This is a genomic window from Bradyrhizobium vignae (assembly GCF_900324035.1).
Taxonomy (GTDB): domain Bacteria; phylum Pseudomonadota; class Alphaproteobacteria; order Rhizobiales; family Xanthobacteraceae; genus Bradyrhizobium; species Bradyrhizobium vignae.
Window position 1 is genome coordinate 3132116 of the sequence record NZ_LS398110.1, and the last position, 19411, is coordinate 3151526.

Below are 19411 nucleotides of genomic sequence, written 5' to 3' on the forward strand. Positions count from 1 at the left end.
ATGTCCACCGTTCCGCGAGGACGTGGGCTTCGCGATCCGAACTTACGGGATCGCCTCTACGAATTGCTGGAGCACGATCCGCTGGCCTATTCGGTCGGGTCGCGCTTCATCCAGCTGATCATCGGCGTGGTCGTGCTCAATGTAGCCGCGATGATCCTCGCCTCGGTGCCGGAGCTCGACGCCCGGTTTGGCGCGCTGTTCGCAGGCATCTCCATCCTGTCCGTGCTCGTGTTCGCGCTGGAATATGCGGCGCGGCTGTGGACGGTGGCGGGGCATACCCAAGGCAGAGGATCGGCGCTGTCCGACCGGCTGGGCTATGCCTTTTCTGCGCTCGGCATCATTGATCTCATGGCGTTCCTGCCAGCGGGAATCGTGCTCGCGACCGGCCGGCACGCGACGCTGGCAGCCCTCGGCGTGCTGCCGTTCTTCAAGCTGATCCGTTATTCGCCGGCGATGCGCTCGCTGCTCGCCGCGGTGCATGCCGAGCGGCGGGCGCTGATCGGCTGCATCGTCATCCTGATCGGCGCGGTGCTGACCTTCGCCTCGCTGCTCTATGCCATCGAGCGCGACGTGCAGCCGGACAAGCTCGGCACCATCCCGCAGGCGATGTGGTGGGCGATCGTAACGCTCGGCACCGTCGGCTACGGCGACGTCGTGCCGCTGACGCCGCTCGGCAAGTTCATCTCCACCTTCGCCATCATCTCGGGCTTCGCCATGATCGCGCTGCCGGTCGCGATCATCTCGACCGCATTCGCGGAAGAGGTGAAGCGGCGCGATTTCGTCGTCACCTGGGGCATGCTGGCGCGGGTGCCGCTGTTCTCGCATCTGGCGGCCGCGGAGATCGCCGACATCATGCGGCTCTTGCGGGCGCGCACCATCGAGCAGGGCGAGATTCTGGTGCGACGGGGCGATCCGGCGTCGTCGATGTATTTCATTACCGCCGGCGAGGTCGAGATCGCGCTGCCGAGCCAGCATGTGCGGCTATCCGACGGCACCTTCTTCGGCGAGATCGCGCTGCTGCACAAAACCAAACGCAGCGGCACGGTGACGGCGACGCGCAAGACGCGCCTGCTGGTGCTCGATGCCCAGGATTTTCACGCCCTGATCGCGCGCATGCCGACGCTAGCCGCCCACGTCCACACCACTGCCAAGGCAAGGCTTGCCGACAGCGGCGATCTCGCGCTCGCCGAGCTGGCGCAGGCGGAGAAGGAAGGCGGGGGACGCAGCGAATAGCTTCGCTGCACTCCTATCAGCTGAGAACGGCGATGCTCGCCAGTGTCCGTCATTGCGAGGAGCGCGCGACAAGATTGCAAGGCAATCTTGTCGCTGAAGCGACGAAGCAAATCCAGACTGTTTCCCCGGAGGGATCCTGGATTGCTTCGCTTCGCTCGCAATGACAGCGTGCAGGCGGCTTACGCCGCCAGCGCCTTGGTCAGGTTCTCGGCGACTTTATCGAGGAAGCCGGTGGTCGAGAGCCAGCGCTGGTCGGCGCCGACCAGGAGCGCGAGGTCCTTGGTCATGTAACCGGCCTCGACGGTGTCGACGCAGACCTTCTCCAGCGTGGCCGCGAACTTGGCAAGCTCGGGGTTGTTGTCGAGCTTGGCGCGGTGGGCGAGGCCACGGGTCCAGGCGAAGATCGAGGCGATCGAGTTGGTCGAAGTCTCCTTGCCCTTCTGGTGCTCGCGGTAATGGCGGGTCACCGTGCCGTGGGCGGCTTCGGCCTCGACAGTCTTGCCGTCGGGGGTGAGCAGCACCGAGGTCATCAGGCCGAGCGAGCCGTAGCCCTGCGCGACCGTGTCGGACTGCACGTCGCCGTCGTAGTTCTTACAGGCCCAGACATAGCCGCCGGACCATTTCAGCGCCGAGGCGACCATGTCGTCGATCAGGCGGTGCTCGTAAGTGAGGCCCTTGGCGTCGAATTCCTTCTTGAACTCGCGGTCGAAGATGTCCTGGAAGATGTCCTTGAAGCGCCCGTCGTAGACCTTGAGGATGGTGTTCTTGGTCGACAGGTAAACCGGGTAATTGCGGAGCAGGCCGTAATTGAAGGAGGCGCGGGCGAAGTCGATGATGGAGTCGTCGAGATTGTACATCTCCATGGCGACGCCGGCGCCGGGGGCCTTGAACACTTCCTTCTCGATCACGGTGCCGTCCTCGCCGACGAACTTCAACGAGAGGGTACCCTTGCCCGGGAACTTGATGTCGGTGGCGCGGTACTGGTCGCCATAGGCGTGGCGGCCGATGATGATCGGCTTGGTCCAGCCGGGAACCAGGCGCGGCACGTTCTTGCAGATGATCGGCTCGCGGAAGATCACGCCGCCGAGGATGTTGCGGATGGTGCCGTTCGGCGACTTCCACATCTGCTTGAGATTGAACTCCTTCACCCGGGCTTCATCGGGGGTGATGGTGGCGCACTTGACGCCGACACCGACCTTCTTGATCGCCTCGGCGGCGTCGATCGTGACCTGATCGTTGGTGTGATCGCGGTACTCCATGCCCAGGTCGAAATAGAGCAGCTCGACATCCAGGAACGGGTTGATCAACTTGTCCTTGATGTACTGCCAGATGATCCGGGTCATCTCGTCGCCATCGAGCTCGACGACGGGATTGGATACCTTGATTTTTGCCATGATCGGGGAAGCCTCTTGGGAACGGCGCTTTTGTTGCGCCACGGGAATATCCGCCGCCTCTTAGCACCTGATAGCAGCGGGCGAAAGCCAAGGGATTATGCACTTTTAGCTCATCCAGCTTCCCCAGACGGGGAGCGGGGGCGGCGGGCAGGGACGAGGTTTCAGACGAGATTCAAAAGTCGAATCCAACCCGTTATTTCCCTTGAGAATTTTGTCAGGACAGGCAAACGACAGACCGCGAGGGCGGCCCGGTGCTGGGGACCGCTTGAATCAATTCCTCAGGTGGCCTTGCCAAGGCCTTGAGAGACAGTGTGAAAGCGAAGCGAGATGTCGGGGACTGACAAGAGCAAGGCGGGCCTTTCCCTCGACGGTCCCATCGTCATCCTGGTCGAGCCGCAGCTCGGCGAAAACATCGGCATGGCCGCACGCGCCATGGGCAACTTCGCCCTCGGGCGCTTACGCATCGTCAACCCCCGGGACGGCTGGCCCAACATCGCGGCCCAGCGGGCGGCGGCCGGCGCCGACCACATCCTGGAAAAGGTCGAATTGTTCGGCACGGTGCAAGAGGCGGTCGCCGATCTCGACCTGCTGTTCGCCACCACCGCACGCCCCCACGACCAGGCCAAGCCGGTGGTCGGGCCGGAGGCCGCAGCTAGCGAGATCGCTGGGCACCTCGCGACCGGCGGCAGGGCCGGCATTCTGTTCGGCCGCGAGCGCTGGGGGCTGACCAATGAGGAGGTCGGGCTCTCCAACCGTATCATCACCTTCCCGGTCAATCCGGGCTTTGCCTCGCTCAATCTCGCCCAGGCGGTGCTGCTGGTCGGCTATGAATGGTTCAAGCAGGCGACCTCGGGCGCGCTGCCGCACGCCATGCCTGAAAGATCCGAGCGCGCCTCCCAGCACCAGATGCAGGCCTTCTTCGACAATCTCGTGCGCGAGCTCGACAAGGTGGAATTCCTGCGGCCGGCCGAGAAGCGCGATACCATGCTGGTGAACCTGCGCAACATCTTCACGCGGATGGAGCCGACCAAGCAGGACATGCACACGCTGCACGGCGTGATCATGGCGATCGCCGAGGGCCGCAAAGGTCCGGCCAAGGGCGGCGTGCTCGACGGCGAGCAGGCCACGCGCCTGCGCGCGCTGCTGGCCGAGCACGGGCAGGGCGGCGGCATCCCCGATAGCGGCTCGACGGTGCGCGGCCTTGCCCGCCTGCTCCGCCGCAACCCGACCGACGCCGAGCGGCTGCTCTGGCAGGCCCTGACCCGCGACCGCCGCTTCGCAGGTGGGTTCAAGCGCCAGACCCCGGTGGGGCGCCACATCCCGGACTTCGTCTCCTTCCCGCACCGGATAGCGATCGAGCTGGTGAACCCGGGCGAGGGCGAGGCGATCGCCGCCGACCGCGCGGGACGGCGGGCCTGGCTCGAGGCGCGGGATTATCGGGTGCTCGACATCCGGGCAGTGGATGTGGAGCGCGATCTGGAGGCGGAGCTGGTGCGGCTGCAGGGGATGATGGAGCGGGGAGCGTAGGTTTCGTCGGGTGGAGGTCTCGTAGCAACCATTAGATTCGCCCGATCGCTGAGGGTAGCATGACGCCGTGCTTGCGGCCGTCAAGGCGTGGCCTGGCGGCAGCGGAGATGGAGTTGAGGCCAGGGCGACGGCCAGCCTTTGACGGCCGCGGCGCGCGGCGTCTTTGTGACGGCAGGTCGGGACGAAGAAACGGTGCTTCGGCCGAACAAAGAAACGCCATCAGGTAGCCGGAGCCCTCGCGATCTCGGGCGGTTTTGTCTGCCAAGGCGTGCCCCGGGCGACCACTGTGTTGGCGAAGATTAATAGCTTTCTGGCGCAAGCGATCAATGCGCGCTTGTGTTCCTTGCCTGCTCCCATCAGCCTTCCATAGAGCGTGATGAGCTGCGGATTCCAGCGAAATGACGCCGGCAGCGCCGCAGTAAAGAGCGCACGTCGCAGCCGTTCACGCCCGCCGGCGATGTGACGAACGCCGGTGCGATCGCCGCTGTCGTCATCGTAAGGGGCAATGCCAGCCAGCGCGGCCGCTTGCTCGCGCGTGATCTGACCGATCTCGGGCATCCGCACCAGAATGACCATGGCGGTCTTTAGCCCGATACCATCGATGCTGTTGATCAAGTCGAGCCGCTCGGCAAGATCGCGATGCTCACGGATTGCGGCGGCCAGTGCCTTCAGTTCGACCTTCTCGCGCTTGGCCAGGCGAGCGATATCCTCCTTCCACAGCTTCTGGAGCCGCATATTGCGGCAGCTCTCGATCCGGTTCTTCAGCCGAGCAATGTCCTCGGTGATCTGGTCGATCATCGTCAGGTGCTCGGCAAATGGCAGCAAGCGGGGATCCGGAGCTGCGTGGATCTTCTTGACCGCGGCGGTGCAGGCCGCAATCAGCGCGGCATCGATCTTGTCGTTCTTGGCGCGCTGCAGCTGGAACACGGCATAGCGCGCACCTGGGCCGGCTGAAATACGACGACCACAAACCGCTGGCGCCGCAACTCGGCGACGACAGCCTGCTCATAGCCGCCGCTCGCCTCGATCCCGACCCGTTTGACCTTGTGGCGCTGCAACCATTCCACCAGCACTTTATAGCCATCCGGCGTGTTATCGGCCTGAAGCCGCTCCAAACTGCCATCAAGTGCCACATCGAGCTTACGTTTACCGGTATCGATCCCGGCACAGATCGTGATACGCTTGGCCATCTTCGTCGACCCTCCCTTGTGTGTGCGAACCTAAAGTTCGTTCAACCATCCGGGTCCCGATGAAGTACCGATCGCGATCCTGCTACGAAAGGCAGCCCTCAAGGCTTCGGTGGGCATCGATCCGATCGATCGGCAGCCCAGCTCGGGCGGCCACCCGAGCTGGGCCATTCCTCACGGAACGAGGCCATTCTAGTCCGGTGCGCTAAAACAAGGGTGGGCAAAGCGAAGCGTGCCCACCATGTCTATCGACGACGCTGAGAGAGATGGTGGGCACGGCGCTGCGCGCCTTTGCCCACCTACGAGACCTTCATCCTCGCCCGAGTTGCGCCTTGTGCCGCAACCAAGGGCTGTGCAGACGCGCAGTCGGTTGCTATGAAGTCCCCGGGAATTGAGATGGGGACTGCATGTTTGGAATGGTGGGCCGCACACTCATTTGTGCGGCAGCAGGCTTCGGTGTTTTGGCGCTGACTGCCTTGTTCGAAATATCCTGCGCCCGCGCGGAAATGCCCTTGACCTCCAAGTGCAACGCGGTCGGAAATTTCAGCGTCGATGACAGGATCGCAGGCTGCACGGCCATCATCCAGGCGGCGGGGACGGGCATGCAGCAAGGTGTCGTCATGGCGCGCTTCCGCCGCGCCATGTTCTACCGCCAGAAGGGCGAGATCGACCTTGCGCTAGCGGACTACAACGAGATCATTGAGCGCGATCCGGGCAATCTGAACTCCCGCATCGCGAGGGCTTCTGCGCTGATCCAAAAGCGAGAGCCCGAGGCTGCGCTGCTTGATTACGCCAAGGTAATCGAGCTCGATCCGAAGAATACCTACGCCTATATCGGACGTGCTCACGTCTATTCGGCGAGACGCGACTTCGTCCGTGCCATTGCCGATTATGATCAGGCCCTTCTGATTCATCCGGACAATGTCATAGCGCATGTCGAACGGGGTCTCTCTTACGTCCGGAACGGCGATCCGGATCGGGCCATGGCTGACTGCGATCGTGCGGTCGAGATCAGCCCGCAAACCGGCGGCGGCCAATTGTGCCGCGGTCGAGTTTACTCCGCAAAGGGTAACAGAGAGCTCGCGTTGGCCGCACTGGATCAAACCATCCAGATCAAACCCAAAAGCGAGAATTTTTACTACTTCCGAGCCGAAACCTTTTCCCAGCTGGGTGAACTCGACCGCGCGATCGTCGACTATGATCGGATCATCGAGCTAAACCCACAAAGCCGGTCTGCCTATGGTTGCCGGGGCGTCGCCTATTTTCAAAAGGGCGATTACGATCGCGCCATTGCCGATTACAATCAGGTGATTCAGCTGGCACGTCAGGGTCAAGGAAACACCGGCGATCGGCAGACTCAGCTTCAAGGTCAGGACGCAGATCCTATTTCTGCGTCCGTCGCGGGTGAATCGATTGCGCTCGTGTCCGCGGATGGCCCCGTGCTCCGCGCTCGGGGTGGGGCCTACCACGCGAAAGGGGAGCTTGACCGCGCTATCGCAGACTTTGATGAGGCGATACGCCTCAACCCCAGGGACAAGGAGGCATTCGGGCTCCGCGCTAACGCGTACAAGGCCAAGGGAGATTTCGACCGTTCGCTCGCGGATTACGATCAACTCGTGCGGCTCGATCCCAGGGATGCCCGCGCCTATTTTCATCGTGCAAGGGTCTATTGGCAGATTGCTTCATTCGCCAAATCCTTGGCCGACCTCGATCAGGCGATCCAGCTCGATCCCAGGAATGCCTACCCGGTTTTGTGGCGCGAAATTGTTGCCAGGCGCAGTGACCAGCCGAGCCGGCTGAGCGAGGCTGCAAAGGATCTCGACGCGGCGAAATGGCCAGCGCCGGTCGTCAATCTCTTCCTTGGCACGACGACGTCCGAGCAAGTGCGCGCCGCGGCGGAGGACGCCAACCCGGTGAAGAAGAAGGGGCAGGTCTGCGAGGCGAATTTCTATATTGCCGAGCGCGCCTTGCAGAGCGGCTCCAGGGAAGAGGCGTTGAAACTGTTCGAGCAGGCGGCTGCCGATTGCCCGAGGACCTTTATCGAGAAGCCGGCCGCCGACGTCGAGCTTGCCGCGCTGCGAGCGAGCCGCTGATCGAATGGGCGGGGTCTCGCAGAGTGGGCAAAGCGGAAGCGTACCCACCCTGTCGATCAACGGAGCTGCGATGGATTGGTGGGCACGGCGCTTTTGCGTCTTTGCCCCCCTGGGAGCGTAGCCCGGATGCGCGAAGCGCAATCCGGGACAGTGTCCCGCATTCCGCTGCGCTACATGCGGGCTACGAGACCTGAGCGTTTACACCGCCTCGAGCTGGTCCGCCGCGCGCTTCTTCTTCGCCTTCGCCTGGCCGAGCAGGGGGCCGGCGGTGAGAGCTGCCGTATCGGCCACGCCCGGGTCGCGCGAGATCATCGCGGCGACGATGGCGCCGTCGATGATGAGTCCGAGCTGGTGCGCCAGCACCGCGGGCTCGGCGGAGCCGAGCTCGGCGGCGAGCTTCTCGATGTGGCCGAGCACGATCTTCTTGTGCTTCAGCGCGATGTTGCGGAACTGCTTGGCGTCCTTGTCATGCTCGCCGACGGCGTTGATGAAGGGACAGCCGTAGAAGCGCTCTTCGGCGAACCAGCTCTTCAGGGCGGGGAAGATGCGCGTGAGTTTCGCCTGCGCATCGCCGCCGCCTTGCTCCATGGCGCCGATGAACCATTCGCGCCACTGCTTGCCTTCGCTCTCCAGCACGGCGTTGACGAGATTGGTCTTGGAGCCGAACAACTTATAGAGCGTCGTCTTCGCGGTGCCGGCCTCTTCGATGATCGCATCGATGCCGGTGGCGTTGATGCCGTTCTTGCAGAACAGATGCGTCGCGGCGCCCAAGAGGCGACCGCGTGCGGACTCGTCCTCGGCGGCGGCCGCGTGGGGCGAATTCTTTCTCGATGACGTCTTTGCCATGGACTCAAACTTACCCGCAGCCGTGCCGCATCAGCAAGCCGCATCTGTTTCGCGCTGAAAAGATTCGCAAGGGCGGGCCGCTCTGCATCGCGTTTGAGCAAGGATCGGCTGATCAATCCGCAGGCAGGGACGCTTAAGCGGCTCCAAAGCTTCGCCTTTTGTTTTTCGCGGGCTCTGGCACGCTCCATGCAAGGAAACAGACCGTTCGGTATCCTACCGGTTTCCACTTCTGCCAGGGAGAAGATTGATGACTGCCGTCGTTCAAAAGACCGTGCTGACGGGTTGCCTCGCGCCCATCGACAAGAACGGGCTCGAGCAACTGATTGCCAATGGCAAGGCAAACCCGAAGGTCATCAAGACCTTGAAGTGCAAGACCATCGCGGAAGGCAAATTCCGCCACGCCAACTACATCCGCAACCTGCCGCCCTACATCGTCGACGAGCCGCCGGGCCTCTTGGGCGACGACACCGCGCCCAATCCGTCGGAAGCCTCGCTCGCCGCGCTCGGCTCGTGCCTTGCGGTCGGCCTGCACGCCAATGCCGTGCACCGCGGCTGGATCGTCAACAAGCTCGAGCTCGAGCTCGAAGGCGATCTCAACATCACTGCGGTCTGGGGCACGGGCGACACCTCCGACAAGCCGGTCGGCTTCACCGATGTGAGGGTCAAGGTCGACATGGAATGCGAGGGCATCTCGCCGGACGAGATCAACGCGCTGGTCGCCCATGTGAAGAAATGGTCGCCGGTCGCCAACACCTTCACCCGGCCAGTCAATCTCGAGGTCGGCATCTAGCAGACGGCAATCAGGACAAGGTGCGGGAGACGATCATGGGTTCACTGGCTTTATCGCGGGCCGAATTTCTGGATCAGCCCGCACCGTCCATTGCGGGCGAGGTGGCGCGGATCGCGCGCGAAGAGCTCGCGCCGCTGGCCGCCGGCATCGACGACGGATCGGTCTATCCGGCCGGGGTGCTGCGCAAGTTCGGCGCGGTCGGGGCCTGGGGCAGCCACGTGCCGCACGAAGGGCCGGCGGACCTGCGCTGTGCCATTCAGGCGATGGCCGAGATTGGCCAGGTCTGCGGGGCGACGGCCTTCATGGCGTGGTGCCAGAACACGCTGGTCTGGTACGCGGCGAATTCCACCAATGTGAATCTCGCAAAGCGCTTCGGCGATGCCTTCTCGACCGGTCGCGTGCTCGGCGGCACCGGGCTCTCCAATCCCATGAAGAGCTTCTTCGGCATCGAGAAACTGAAGCTGAAGGGGCGCAGGGTCGAGGGCGGCTACAACGTGCGCGGCGCGCTGCCCTGGGTCTCCAATCTCGGCCCCGACCATTACTTCGGCACCATTTTCGAGCGTGAGGATGAGCCGGGCACTGTCATGTTCCTGGCCGACTGCGCGGACCCAGCGATCACGCTGACGCCATGCAAGCCGTTCCTCGCCATGGACGGCACCGGCACCTACGGCGTGCAGTTTCGCGACGTCTTCGTGCCGGACGAGTTGATCCTCGCCGATCCCGCTGCACCCTTCGTCAAGAAGATCCGCGCCGGGTTCATCCTGCTTCAGGCCGGCATGGCGCTCGGCGTCATCATGGACTGCATCAACATCATGGACGAGGTCGACAATCCCCTCGGCCATATCAACCGCTACCTGCCGCAGCAGCCGGTGCATTTCCGCGAGCTCGCCGCCGAGCTCGAGTCCGAGACGATGGCGCTGGCGCGCGATCCCTACAACGAGGAGGAGACCTATTGGCGCAAGGTGATTGCGCTGCGGCTTCGTGCAGGCGAGGCCAGCGTCGCGGCGGCGCATGCGGCGATGCTGCATTGTGGCGCGCGCGGCTACCTTAGGAGCCACCGCGCGCAGCGGCGCCTGCGCGAGGCCTATTTCGTCGCGATCGTCACGCCGGCCACCAAGCAGCTGCGCAAGATGCTCGCCGATTTTTGAGTTTTACGAGTCCACCCCCACCAACCTCAACGGAGAGGCTGCCATGACTGACGTTCTGATCACTGCCGTCGAACTCGCCGATCTCTTGAAGACCGAGCCCTGTGTCGTCATCGACACCCGCAATCCCGACGCTTACGCCGCCGGCCACCTGCCGGGCGCCGTGAACGTGCACGAGATCTTTACGTTCCTCGCGACCTCGACGCCGGAGGGCATGGCCGAGCTCAAGACCAAATTCGCCGATGCGTTCGGCGGCGCCGGCCTTTCGGGCAAGGAGACGGCGGTGATCTATGAGCAGTCGATGAACTCGGGCTTCGGCCAGTCATGCCGCGGCTATTACCTTCTCACTGTGCTCGGCTATCCCAAGGTGAAGGTGCTGCACGGCGGCTTCGATGCGTGGTCGGCCGCAGGCTTCCCGGTGACGAAGGACGTGCCGACGCCGGCAAAAGCCACGTTTGCGATCGTCCCCGAAGCCGGCGATATCCTGATCGATGCCAAGACCATGCTGGCCGCAGTCGGCAAGCCCGGCATCGCCATCCTCGACGTGCGTGACGTCGACGAGTGGATCGGCGACAGCTCGTCTCCCTACGGCAAGGACTTCTGCCCGCGCAAGGGCCGCATCCCCGGCGCGGTGTGGCTGGAATGGTACCGCATGATGAAGCCGACCGCCGAAGGCCCGCGCTTCAAGTCCAGGGACGAGATTCTGGCCGAATGTGCCACCGTCGGCATCTCGCAAGCGACGCCGGTCTACCTCTACTGCTTCAAGGGCGCGCGCGCCTCGAACACGTTCCTGGCGCTGAAGAACGCCGGCGTGAAGGACGTGCGGATGTATTTCGGCTCCTGGAACGAATGGTCGCGCGATCCCTCGCTGCCGATCGAACAGGGTCTGCCGATTGCAACGGACGTCACCACCAAGGCGGCGTGAGCGCGCGATCACATGGCCCGCGGACGAGGCGCGATTCCCAGCGCCTTGATCCGCGAGGCCAGCGTGGTCGGCTTGATGTCGAGCATCTCGGCTGCGCCGCCGGGGCCGAACACCTTTCCGGCGCAGGCCTCCAGCGCGGCGAGGATGTTGGCGCGTTCGTGGTCGCGCATTTCCGAGGACGTCATGACGGAGGGGCGCGCGTCGGGCTTCTGGCGGGCGGCGCCGCTAGGCGCTTGCGCGCCTGAGGTGTCGGGCAGGTCGATGCGCAGGCGGCCGTTCTGGGACAGGATCGCGGCGCGCTCGATCACGTTCTGCAGTTCGCGGACGTTGCCGGGCCAGTCGTAACGGGCGAGCCGCCGTGCATCGCCCTCGGATAGGCGCAAGTTCGATTTGAGCGCCTTGCCCTCACGCGTGAGAAAATGCTGGGCGAGCAGCGGAATGTCCTCGCGCCGTTCGCGCAGGGGCACCGTCTCGATCGGAAACACGTTGAGGCGGAAATAGAGGTCCTCGCGGAAACGGCCGCGCTGGACCTCCTGCTTGAGGTCGCGGTTGGTCGCGGCGATGACACGAACGTCGACGGCGCGGGTGCGCGCCTCGCCGACACGCTCGAAATGGCCTTCCTGCAACACGCGCAGCAGCTTGCCTTGCAGTTCGAGCGGAATCTCGCCGACCTCGTCGAGGAACAGCGTGCCGCCATCGGCGAGCTCGAAGCGGCCGATACGGTCGCGGGTTGCGCCGGTGAAGGCGCCGCGGACATGGCCGAAGAACTCGCTCTCGAACAACTCGCGCGGGATGGCGGCGCAGTTGACGCGGATCAGCGGCCGGTCGCTGCGGGTGGAGTCCTCGTGGATGGCGCGCGCGATCAGCTCCTTGCCGGTGCCGGATTCGCCGGTGATCATCACCGCCGCGGTCGTCGGCGCCACCAGCTTCACCTGGCGCAGCGTCTTCTGGATCGCCTCACTTTGACCGATGATCCCGCGCGGATTGGTCTCGATGCGGATTTCTTCCTGGAGGTAGGCGTTCTCCAGCTCCAGCCGCTCGCGTAGACGGTCGACTTCGGCGAGCGCGGCGTGCAGCTTCTCGTCGGCTTCGCGGCGCTGGCTGACGTCGCGAAACACCACGACGGCGCCGACCACGACGCCGCGGTCGCGGATCGGGGTGGAGGTGTATTCGACCCAGGCGGGCGAGCCGTCCTTGCGCCAGAAAACCTCGCCGTCGACCTGGTGCACGGCGCCGTCGCGGAACGCCGCATAGATCGGGCAATCATGGTTGTGATAGTGCCGGCCGTCGTGATGGGTGTGGTGAACGATCGGGTGGATCTCCTTGCCGACCAGCTCTTCGGCGGTCCAACCCAGCATGCGTTCGGCTGCGGGATTGACGAAGGTGGTCTTGCCTTCCGCGTTCACGCCATAGATGCCTTCGCCGGCGGCGCGCAGGATCAGCTGGTTCTCGCGCTCGATGTCCTGGAATACGCGCTCGACCCGCTGCCAGGTCGCAATGCCGCCGCGCATGTGGTCTTCGGCAGCCGCATCGACATTGCGGCGGCGGCGCGCTTGGAGATCGGTCAGCGTCAGCAGCAGCAGCGTACGGCCGTCATGCGGCAGCAGGCAGCCGGCATATTCGAGCTGGAGATTTTGCCCCGTCGCATGCCGGGGGGTGAGAGCCGTGGTCCAATAGGCGCCCTTGTGCAGCACGGCCTGGGTGAAGACGGTGAGGGCGGGGAGCTCGCCGGCGTGGAGCGTGCTGGCCCTGGTCTGCCGCAACAGCGCGCGGTCGTAGCCGAGCAGGGCGCAGGCGGCGGGATTGGCGTCGACGATCTGGTCGCCATAGGGATCGACCAGCAGTGTCGCCTCGACGGAGGATTCGAATGCCGCGATGCGCGGGTCGTTGGCGGCGGCCACATCATCGTGGATGGGCATTGGCGTCGTTGCCATTGCGAAATCTCGTAATTGAACTACGAAATCTCGTTTATCACGACTTTTCGTAGTGGCCAAGCGTGACTGAAAGTGGTGCCTTATCAAGGCAATGGCTGGGCTGAAGGCCGTGGCATGCTCCTTGCGTAATTGTTCTTCGCAATGACGCGCAGGAGGGCCGATGTCCACGTTCGACAATCCGTTTGATCCCGATCGCAAGCTTGGAGCCGGCTGCGCCTGTGGCCAGCATCGTTCTGCGGAAGAGCACGAGCAGGCGACGGCGCTGCGTTGCGATCCGTTCGAGAGCGAAGAGAAGCGCTACGAGGGCGTGGTCGCTTCCGCAGTGATGCGCGCGATGTTTCCGCAGGATGTGGCGCGACGCGCGTTCCTGAAGTCGGTCGGTGCATCCACCGCGCTCGCTGCATTGTCGCAATTCTTTCCGATCAAGACGGCGACCGAGGTTTTCGCGCAAGCCGGCACGCCCGAGAAAAAGGATCTCAAGGTCGGCTTCATCCCGATCACCTGCGCGACACCCATCATCATGGCGGCGCCGCTGGGCTTCTATTCCAAGCACGGCCTCAATGTCGAAGTGGTCAAGACCGCCGGCTGGGCGGTGATCCGCGACAAGACCATCAACAAGGAATACGACGCCGCGCACATGCTGGCGCCGATGCCGATCGCGATCTCGCTTGGCCTCGGTGCCAATGCCATTCCGTTCGCCGTGCCCGCGATCGAGAACATCAACGGGCAGGGCATCGTGCTGGCGACCAAGCACAAGGATAAGCGCGATCCGAAGGACTGGAAGGGCCTGAAGTTCGCGATCCCCTTCGACTATTCCATGCACAATTACCTGCTGCGCTATTATCTCGCGGAAGCCGGCCTCGACCCTGACACCGACGTGCAACTGCGCTCGGTGCCGCCGCCGGAGATGGTCGCCAACCTCCGCGCCGACAACATCGACGGCTTCCTCGCGCCCGACAATGTCTGCCAGCGCGCAATCTATGACGGCGTCGGCTTCATGCACCTGCTCTCCAAGGAGATCTGGGACGGCCATCCCTGCTGCAGCTTCGCCGCCAGCCGCGAGTTCATCACCACGGCGCCGAACAGCTTTGCCGCGCTGACGCGCGCCATCGTCGATGCCACCGTCTATGCCTCGAAGGCGGAGAACCGCAAGCAGATCGCCGAAGCCATCGCGCCGGCCAACTACATCAACGCGCCGGTCACGGTGCTGGAGCAGGTCCTGACCGGCACCTATGCCGATGGCCTCGGCGGCGTGAAGACCGACGCCAAGCGCGTCGACTTCGATCCGTTCCCCTGGCAGTCCTTTGCGGTGTGGATGCTGACGCAGATGAAGCGCTGGGGCCAGATCAAGGGCGATGTCGACTACAAGGCGGTCGCCGAACAGGTGTATCTGGCGACCGATACCAAGAAGCTGATGACGGAGATGGGGCTCACGCCGCCGGCCAGCAGCTACAAGTCGTTCGCGGTGATGGGCAAGACGTTCGATCCGACGAAGCCGGAGGACTATTTGGCGAGCTTCAAGATCAGGAAGGCGTCGTGAGGTGAGGCGATGACCACCTCACTTCGCCTTCGCGCGGGCCTCGTCTCCATTGTGCTGCTCGCCGCTTTTCTCGGCATCTGGCATCTCGCCACGCGCTCTACGGCGCCGGTGGCGACGATGAGCCCGGAATACGCCAAGCTGATGGGGCTCACGGCGACGCAGGGCAAATCGGCGATGCCCGGGCCGCTCGACGTGGGCGCAAAACTCTGGGAGCATCTGAAGCGGCCGTTCTACGACAACGGGCCGAACGACAAGGGGCTCGGCATCCAGCTTGCCTATTCCATTGGGCGCGTCGGCACCGGCTATCTGCTGGCGGTGATCGTCGCAATCCCGCTCGGCTTCCTCATCGGCATGTCGCCGCTGCTCAGCAAGGCGCTCGATCCCTTCATCCAGGTCTTGAAGCCGATCTCGCCGCTGGCCTGGATGCCGCTGGCGCTCTACACCATCAAGGATTCCTCGATCTCGGCGGTCTTCGTCATCTTCATCTGCTCGATCTGGCCGATGCTGCTCAACACGGTGTTCGGCGTTGCCAGCGTGCGCAAGGAGTGGGTCAACGTGGCACGGACGCTCGAGGTCGGCACGATCAGGCGCGCTTTCACCGTGATCCTTCCCGCGGCGGCGCCGACGATCCTGACCGGCATGCGCATTTCGATCGGCATCGCCTGGCTCGTCATCGTCGCGGCCGAGATGCTCGTCGGCGGCACCGGCATCGGCTATTTCGTCTGGAACGAGTGGAATAACCTCTCGATCACCAACGTCATCATCGCGATCCTGCTGATCGGGATCGTCGGCATGCTGCTGGACCAGATCCTCGCGCGCTTCACGCGCATGGTCACGTTTCCGGAGTAAAGGTTGTGACCGACAAATTCATCTCCATCGAAGGCATCGCAAAGCGCTATCCCGGCGCGGGTGGCGCGATGACGACAGTGTTCGAGAACTTGTGGCTGTCGATGGCGCGCGGCGAGTTCGCTTGCGTGATCGGCCATTCCGGCTGCGGCAAGACCACGGTGCTCAACATCCTCGCCGGCCTCGATGCGCCGAGCGAAGGCGCCGTCATCGTCGACGGGCAGGCGATCTCGGGCACCAGCCTCGACCGCGCGGTGATCTTCCAGAGCCATGCCCTTCTGCCCTGGCGCACCGTGCTCGGCAACGTCGCCTATGCCGTGAGCTCGAAATGGCGCAGCTGGGATCGCGCCAAGGTGAAAGCACATGCGCAGACCTTCATCGATCTCGTCGGGCTCACCGGCTCCGAGCACAAGCATCCGTCGGAGCTCTCGGGCGGAATGAAGCAGCGCGTCGGCATCGCGCGGGCGCTGTCGATCACGCCGAAGATGATGCTGATGGACGAGCCGTTCTCGGCGCTGGATGCGCTGACGCGCGGTACGCTGCAGGACGAGGTGCGGCGCATTTGCCTCGAGACCGGGCAGACCGCGTTCATGATCACCCATGACGTCGACGAGGCGATCTACCTCGCCGACAAGATTTTCCTGATGACCAACGGTCCCGGCGCGGTGCTGGCCGAGGTCGTCGAGAACCCGCTGCCCAGGGATCGCGGCCGCACCGAGCTGCACCGCCATCCGCTCTACTATGTCTTGCGCAACCACATCATCGATTTCCTGGTGACGCGCAGCAAGACCTTCGCCGCCGAGACGCCGGATCACGATCCACGCAACGTGCCGATGGTGCACATCGGCAAGCCCGGGCTTTCGATCGCATCCGATGCCAGACCGGAGCCGTCACGGGAGACGTCATGGCCGGGCTTGTCGCGGCCATCCACGTCGTCCTGAGTTGCGACCAAGAACGTGGATGCCCGGGACAAGCCCGGGCATGACGCATAAACCAAGGAGACCCTGACATGAAACGCGAAGACCTCACCGAGAAGCTGCTCGACATCAAGCGCGAGAAGGGCTGGAGCTGGAAGTACATCTGCGAGAAGATCGGCGGCTATTCCGAGGTGCTGATCGTCGGCGCGATCATGGGCCAGATGAAGCTGACAAAGCCGCAGGCGGCGAACGCCGGTGAACTGTTCGGCCTCTCCAAGGCCGAGACCGCCATGCTCAACGAGGTGCCGATGCGCGGCACCGGCACGCCGATGCCGCCGACCGATCCCCTGATCTACCGCTTCTATGAGATGGTGATGGTGAACGGTCCGGCCTGGAAAGCGCTGATCGAGGAAGAATTCGGCGACGGCATCATGTCGGCGATCGATTTCGACATGGCGCTCGAACGTGTCGCCAATCCCAAGGGCGACCGCGTCAAGATCACGATGAGCGGCAAGTTCCTGCCGTACAAATATTACGGCGCCAGCGGCAACGTGCCGGAGTACGGCTTCAAGGAGGACTGATCGACGCGAAAGCGTCGCGCAGCTCCTTGATAGGTGCCATCTCGCGAACATAGGTGAAGGAGCCGTTCTCCTTCATCTCGCGTCCGCTCTTCAGGAACGCGGCCAGCGCATAGCGTGACATGGCTCCGCCGACGCTGATGCGCTTGACGCCGGCTGCCGACAATTGCGCGAGCGTCAGCGTCGGGTCGGCAAAACCCATCACGTGGTTGAACGGCTTGCCGAGCGAGGAGACGAATGTCCGGATCGTGGCGAGATCGTAAAGGCCGGGCGCATACAGGACATCGGCGCCTGCGGCCTCGAAGGCCTGCAGGCGGCGGATCGTGTCGTCGATGTCCCTGCGGCCATGCAGGAAGTTCTCGGCCCGCGCCGTCAGCGTGAACGGAATTGGCAGCGCGCGCGCCACTTCCACGGCGGCCTGGACGCGCTCGACGGCATGGGAAAAGTCGTAGATCGGGCGATCGCGATCGCCGCTGAAATCCTCGATCGAGCCCCCGACCGCGCCGGCCTCGGCGGCACGCCGTATCGCTTCGGCCGCGCGCTTCGGCTCGTCCGCGCCGCAATTCTCGAGGTCCACGCTGACCGGCAAGTCGGTGGCTTCGACGATCGCGCGCGCGTTGGCGAGGATGACGTCGAGACTGACGCCGCCGCTGCCGAGCGTGTTGGCCACCCCGAGGCTCGTGGTCGCCAAGGCCTCGAAGCCCATCGCCGCGAGCAGCTTGGCCGTACCGGCATCCCATGGATTGGGAATGATGAAGGCCCCCGGTCGCGCATGCAGCGCGCGAAATGCGGTCGCCTTGGCCAATTGGCTCGTCATGGTTTACCTCCGTGCTGTCGGTCTGGACAGCCTTAGGCGCATTCTCGTCATCCGCCAAATTTGTTATTCTTTTCAGCATCATCAGCTTTTTGCATGAGGTTGGGATGGACAGCGACGCCCTCAACACCTTTCTGACCATTCATCGCAGGGGCGGGATCTCGAATGCCGCAAAATTCCTGCATCGCTCGCAGCCGGCGATTTCGCGCCGTATCGCTCTCTTGGAGCAGGAGCTCGGCGTGCCGCTGTTCGAGCGGGTGGCAGGCCGCACCCGGCTCAGCGATGCCGGGCGCGTGCTGATCCCCTATGCCGAACGCGCGGTTGCCGCCGCGCAGGACGCCGACCAGGCGGTACGCGCATTGACCAAGCAGAATTCGGGGCCCGTTTCGCTGGCCGTGACCGGCACACTTGCCGACGGCCGCCTCTCGACCATCATGAAGCGGTTTGCCAGGGAGAACCCGGCCGTCACACTGAGCTTGCGGACGGCGACCAGCGCCGAGGTCAGCGGTCTCATCCGGCGCGGCGAAGCCACGATCGGCCTGCGCTACAACACCGACCGCTCCGGCGACCTCGACTGCGAGTTGGTGCTGCGTGAGGCGCTGCAGGTGGTCTGTGCGCCCGATCATCCTCTGGCCGGGCGCCGCGTGAAACACCTCGCCGAGCTTCGCGGCGAACGCTGGATCGCATTCCCGGAGACTCGCGGGCGTCGCGAGGTCGCCGCGGCGCACGTGTTCGCGCTGTTTCTCACGCAAGGGCTCGGCGACGTGGAATGGACGGCCGTGGACAGCCTGACCGCGCAGAAGCGGCTGGTGGAGTCGGGCTTTGGTCTTGCACTGTTGGCGCGAAGCCATTTGGCGGAGGAACTGCGTGCCGCCTCGATCGCGACGATTGCCGTGGGCGACCTTGCCGCCGACCAGGACATCGTCCTTGTCACACGCCGCGGCGGCTTTCTGAGCGCTGCCGCAGAGCGCCTGCTCGAAACCATCCGCCGCACCTATGGCGGGCTGGATGTCTCGGCCAGGCCCAGAAAGAAATCGCCGGCGCGCAAGGACATTGCGCGCCGGCGTGTCGGCTGAATCGATTATTTCCCCGCCTTCACCTCGGCGGCCGCCACCGCGAGCAGCTCGTTCATCTTGGCGCGAATCGTCTGCTCGGTGATGGCGACGTTCTTGGCGGCGAAATCGGCCGTGATCTTGCGCAGGACGTCGGCATCGCCGGCCTCCTCGAAATCGGCCGCGACCACCTCCTTGGCATAGGCGGTGGCGGCGTCACCGGTGATGCCGAGCTCTTCGGCTGCCCACAGGCCGAGCAGCCGGTTGCGGCGGGCCTCCGCCTTGAATTTCTGCTCCTCGTCCAGGGCGAACTTCTTCTCGAAACCTTCCTGGCGTTTGTCGAACTCGCTCATGCCTTTTCCAATTCCCTACTGACTGGACCCGGCGGCCCTCGTTGCGGCGACCCGGCTGCATGCCTAGATAGAGAGCAAGAATCGGCAAAACAACGAGCCGTTAAGCCGCAGGCAAGACGGTATAAGTTGGTGCCGGACGGCCGGATCGATTGTGCTGGGACAGCCAATCGGATAGGTTGCCTAAAGGTTTGGTTCCCGTTCTGTTTCCAAGGGTTATGAATGGGTTCCCGGCCGTTC

Annotated in this window: 18 protein-coding genes; 11 read left to right on the forward strand and 7 right to left on the reverse strand. The window is 64.0% G+C overall.

Going from position 1 to position 19411, the window contains the following annotated elements; genetic code table 11:
- A complete protein-coding gene (locus BRAD3257_RS15035) occupies window positions 1-1233 on the forward strand; it encodes a cyclic nucleotide-gated ion channel (protein WP_122402469.1) in 1233 nt (410 codons plus the stop codon).
- Window positions 1234-1412: 179 nt separating this feature from the next.
- Here BRAD3257_RS15035 and BRAD3257_RS15040 read toward each other — a convergent pair whose 3' ends face one another.
- Window positions 1413-2627 (reverse strand): NADP-dependent isocitrate dehydrogenase, encoded by a 1215-nt coding sequence (locus BRAD3257_RS15040; RefSeq protein ID WP_122402470.1) that lies wholly within the window; start codon window positions 2625-2627, stop codon window positions 1413-1415.
- Window positions 2628-2954: 327 nt separating this feature from the next.
- Between BRAD3257_RS15040 and BRAD3257_RS15045 the strand changes: the two genes are divergently transcribed.
- On the forward strand, window positions 2955-4154 hold the full coding sequence (locus BRAD3257_RS15045) for a TrmJ/YjtD family RNA methyltransferase (protein WP_122402471.1): 1200 nt from the start codon (window positions 2955-2957) through the stop codon (window positions 4152-4154).
- A gap of 219 nt (window positions 4155-4373) precedes the next feature.
- Here the strand turns inward: BRAD3257_RS15045 and BRAD3257_RS15050 are convergent, their stop codons facing one another.
- Both BRAD3257_RS15050 and BRAD3257_RS41020 read right to left on the reverse strand, forming a co-directional pair.
- A complete protein-coding gene (locus BRAD3257_RS15050; RefSeq protein WP_244607958.1) occupies window positions 4374-5081 on the reverse strand; it encodes a transposase in 708 nt (235 codons plus the stop codon).
- Complete coding sequence (locus tag BRAD3257_RS41020) at window positions 5033-5344, reverse strand: IS110 family transposase (protein WP_244607959.1); 312 nt, start codon at window positions 5342-5344, stop codon at window positions 5033-5035. The genes BRAD3257_RS15050 and BRAD3257_RS41020 overlap by 49 nt, the downstream gene beginning before the upstream one ends.
- Before the next feature lie 413 nt (window positions 5345-5757).
- On the opposite strand from BRAD3257_RS41020, the gene BRAD3257_RS15055 reads away from it, so the two are divergent.
- Complete coding sequence (locus BRAD3257_RS15055) at window positions 5758-7434, forward strand: tetratricopeptide repeat protein (RefSeq protein ID WP_244607960.1); 1677 nt, start codon at window positions 5758-5760, stop codon at window positions 7432-7434.
- Window positions 7435-7632: 198 nt separating this feature from the next.
- Here BRAD3257_RS15055 and BRAD3257_RS15060 read toward each other — a convergent pair whose 3' ends face one another.
- Window positions 7633-8280, reverse strand: coding sequence for a TetR/AcrR family transcriptional regulator (locus BRAD3257_RS15060; RefSeq protein ID WP_122402472.1), 648 nt, complete (start codon window positions 8278-8280; stop codon window positions 7633-7635).
- Window positions 8281-8527: 247 nt separating this feature from the next.
- Between BRAD3257_RS15060 and BRAD3257_RS15065 the strand changes: the two genes are divergently transcribed.
- The 3 genes from BRAD3257_RS15065 to BRAD3257_RS15075 are packed head-to-tail and all read left to right on the forward strand — an operon-like array spanning window position 8528 to window position 11140.
- Window positions 8528-9070, forward strand: a complete 543-nt coding sequence (locus BRAD3257_RS15065) for an OsmC family protein (protein WP_122402473.1) — start codon at window positions 8528-8530, stop codon at window positions 9068-9070.
- 35 nt (window positions 9071-9105) lie between these two features.
- On the forward strand, window positions 9106-10218 hold the full coding sequence (locus BRAD3257_RS15070) for an acyl-CoA dehydrogenase family protein (protein ID WP_162500210.1): 1113 nt from the start codon (window positions 9106-9108) through the stop codon (window positions 10216-10218).
- A 43-nt stretch (window positions 10219-10261) separates the two neighbouring features.
- Window positions 10262-11140 (forward strand): sulfurtransferase, encoded by an 879-nt coding sequence (locus BRAD3257_RS15075; protein WP_122402475.1) that lies wholly within the window; start codon window positions 10262-10264, stop codon window positions 11138-11140.
- Window positions 11141-11148: 8 nt separating this feature from the next.
- Here BRAD3257_RS15075 and BRAD3257_RS15080 read toward each other — a convergent pair whose 3' ends face one another.
- Window positions 11149-13074: a sigma 54-interacting transcriptional regulator gene (locus BRAD3257_RS15080; RefSeq protein ID WP_122402476.1), complete on the reverse strand. Its 1926-nt coding sequence runs from the start codon at window positions 13072-13074 to the stop codon at window positions 11149-11151.
- Window positions 13075-13234: 160 nt separating this feature from the next.
- Between BRAD3257_RS15080 and BRAD3257_RS15085 the strand changes: the two genes are divergently transcribed.
- The 4 genes from BRAD3257_RS15085 to cynS all read left to right on the forward strand — a co-directional run bounded on the left by BRAD3257_RS15085 (window position 13235) and on the right by cynS (window position 16958).
- Window positions 13235-14614, forward strand: coding sequence for a CmpA/NrtA family ABC transporter substrate-binding protein (locus BRAD3257_RS15085; protein ID WP_122402477.1), 1380 nt, complete (start codon window positions 13235-13237; stop codon window positions 14612-14614).
- Window positions 14615-14623: 9 nt separating this feature from the next.
- Window positions 14624-15463 (forward strand): nitrate ABC transporter permease, encoded by an 840-nt coding sequence (gene ntrB / locus BRAD3257_RS15090; protein WP_122402478.1) that lies wholly within the window; start codon window positions 14624-14626, stop codon window positions 15461-15463.
- A 5-nt stretch (window positions 15464-15468) separates the two neighbouring features.
- A complete protein-coding gene (locus BRAD3257_RS15095; RefSeq protein ID WP_122402479.1) occupies window positions 15469-16401 on the forward strand; it encodes an ABC transporter ATP-binding protein in 933 nt (310 codons plus the stop codon).
- 68 nt (window positions 16402-16469) lie between these two features.
- Entirely contained in the window at window positions 16470-16958 is a 489-nt protein-coding gene (gene cynS / locus BRAD3257_RS15100; RefSeq protein WP_122402480.1) for a cyanase, read from the forward strand.
- On the opposite strand, the gene BRAD3257_RS15105 is transcribed toward cynS, so the two are convergent.
- Window positions 16945-17772 (reverse strand): isocitrate lyase/PEP mutase family protein, encoded by an 828-nt coding sequence (locus tag BRAD3257_RS15105; RefSeq protein WP_122402481.1) that lies wholly within the window; start codon window positions 17770-17772, stop codon window positions 16945-16947. The two genes, cynS and BRAD3257_RS15105, sit on opposite strands and share 14 nt — an antisense overlap.
- Before the next feature lie 11 nt (window positions 17773-17783).
- Between BRAD3257_RS15105 and BRAD3257_RS15110 the strand changes: the two genes are divergently transcribed.
- The gene (locus BRAD3257_RS15110) at window positions 17784-18845 is read left to right on the forward strand and encodes a LysR family transcriptional regulator (RefSeq protein WP_244607961.1); all 1062 of its coding nucleotides are present in this window, start codon (window positions 17784-17786) and stop codon (window positions 18843-18845) included.
- Window positions 18846-18850: 5 nt separating this feature from the next.
- On the opposite strand, the gene BRAD3257_RS15115 is transcribed toward BRAD3257_RS15110, so the two are convergent.
- Window positions 18851-19174 carry a DUF1476 domain-containing protein gene (locus tag BRAD3257_RS15115; RefSeq protein ID WP_122402483.1) on the reverse strand — a complete coding sequence of 108 codons (324 nt, stop codon included), beginning with the start codon at window positions 19172-19174 and terminating at the stop codon, window positions 18851-18853.
- Between the last annotated feature and the right edge of the window lie 237 nt (window positions 19175-19411).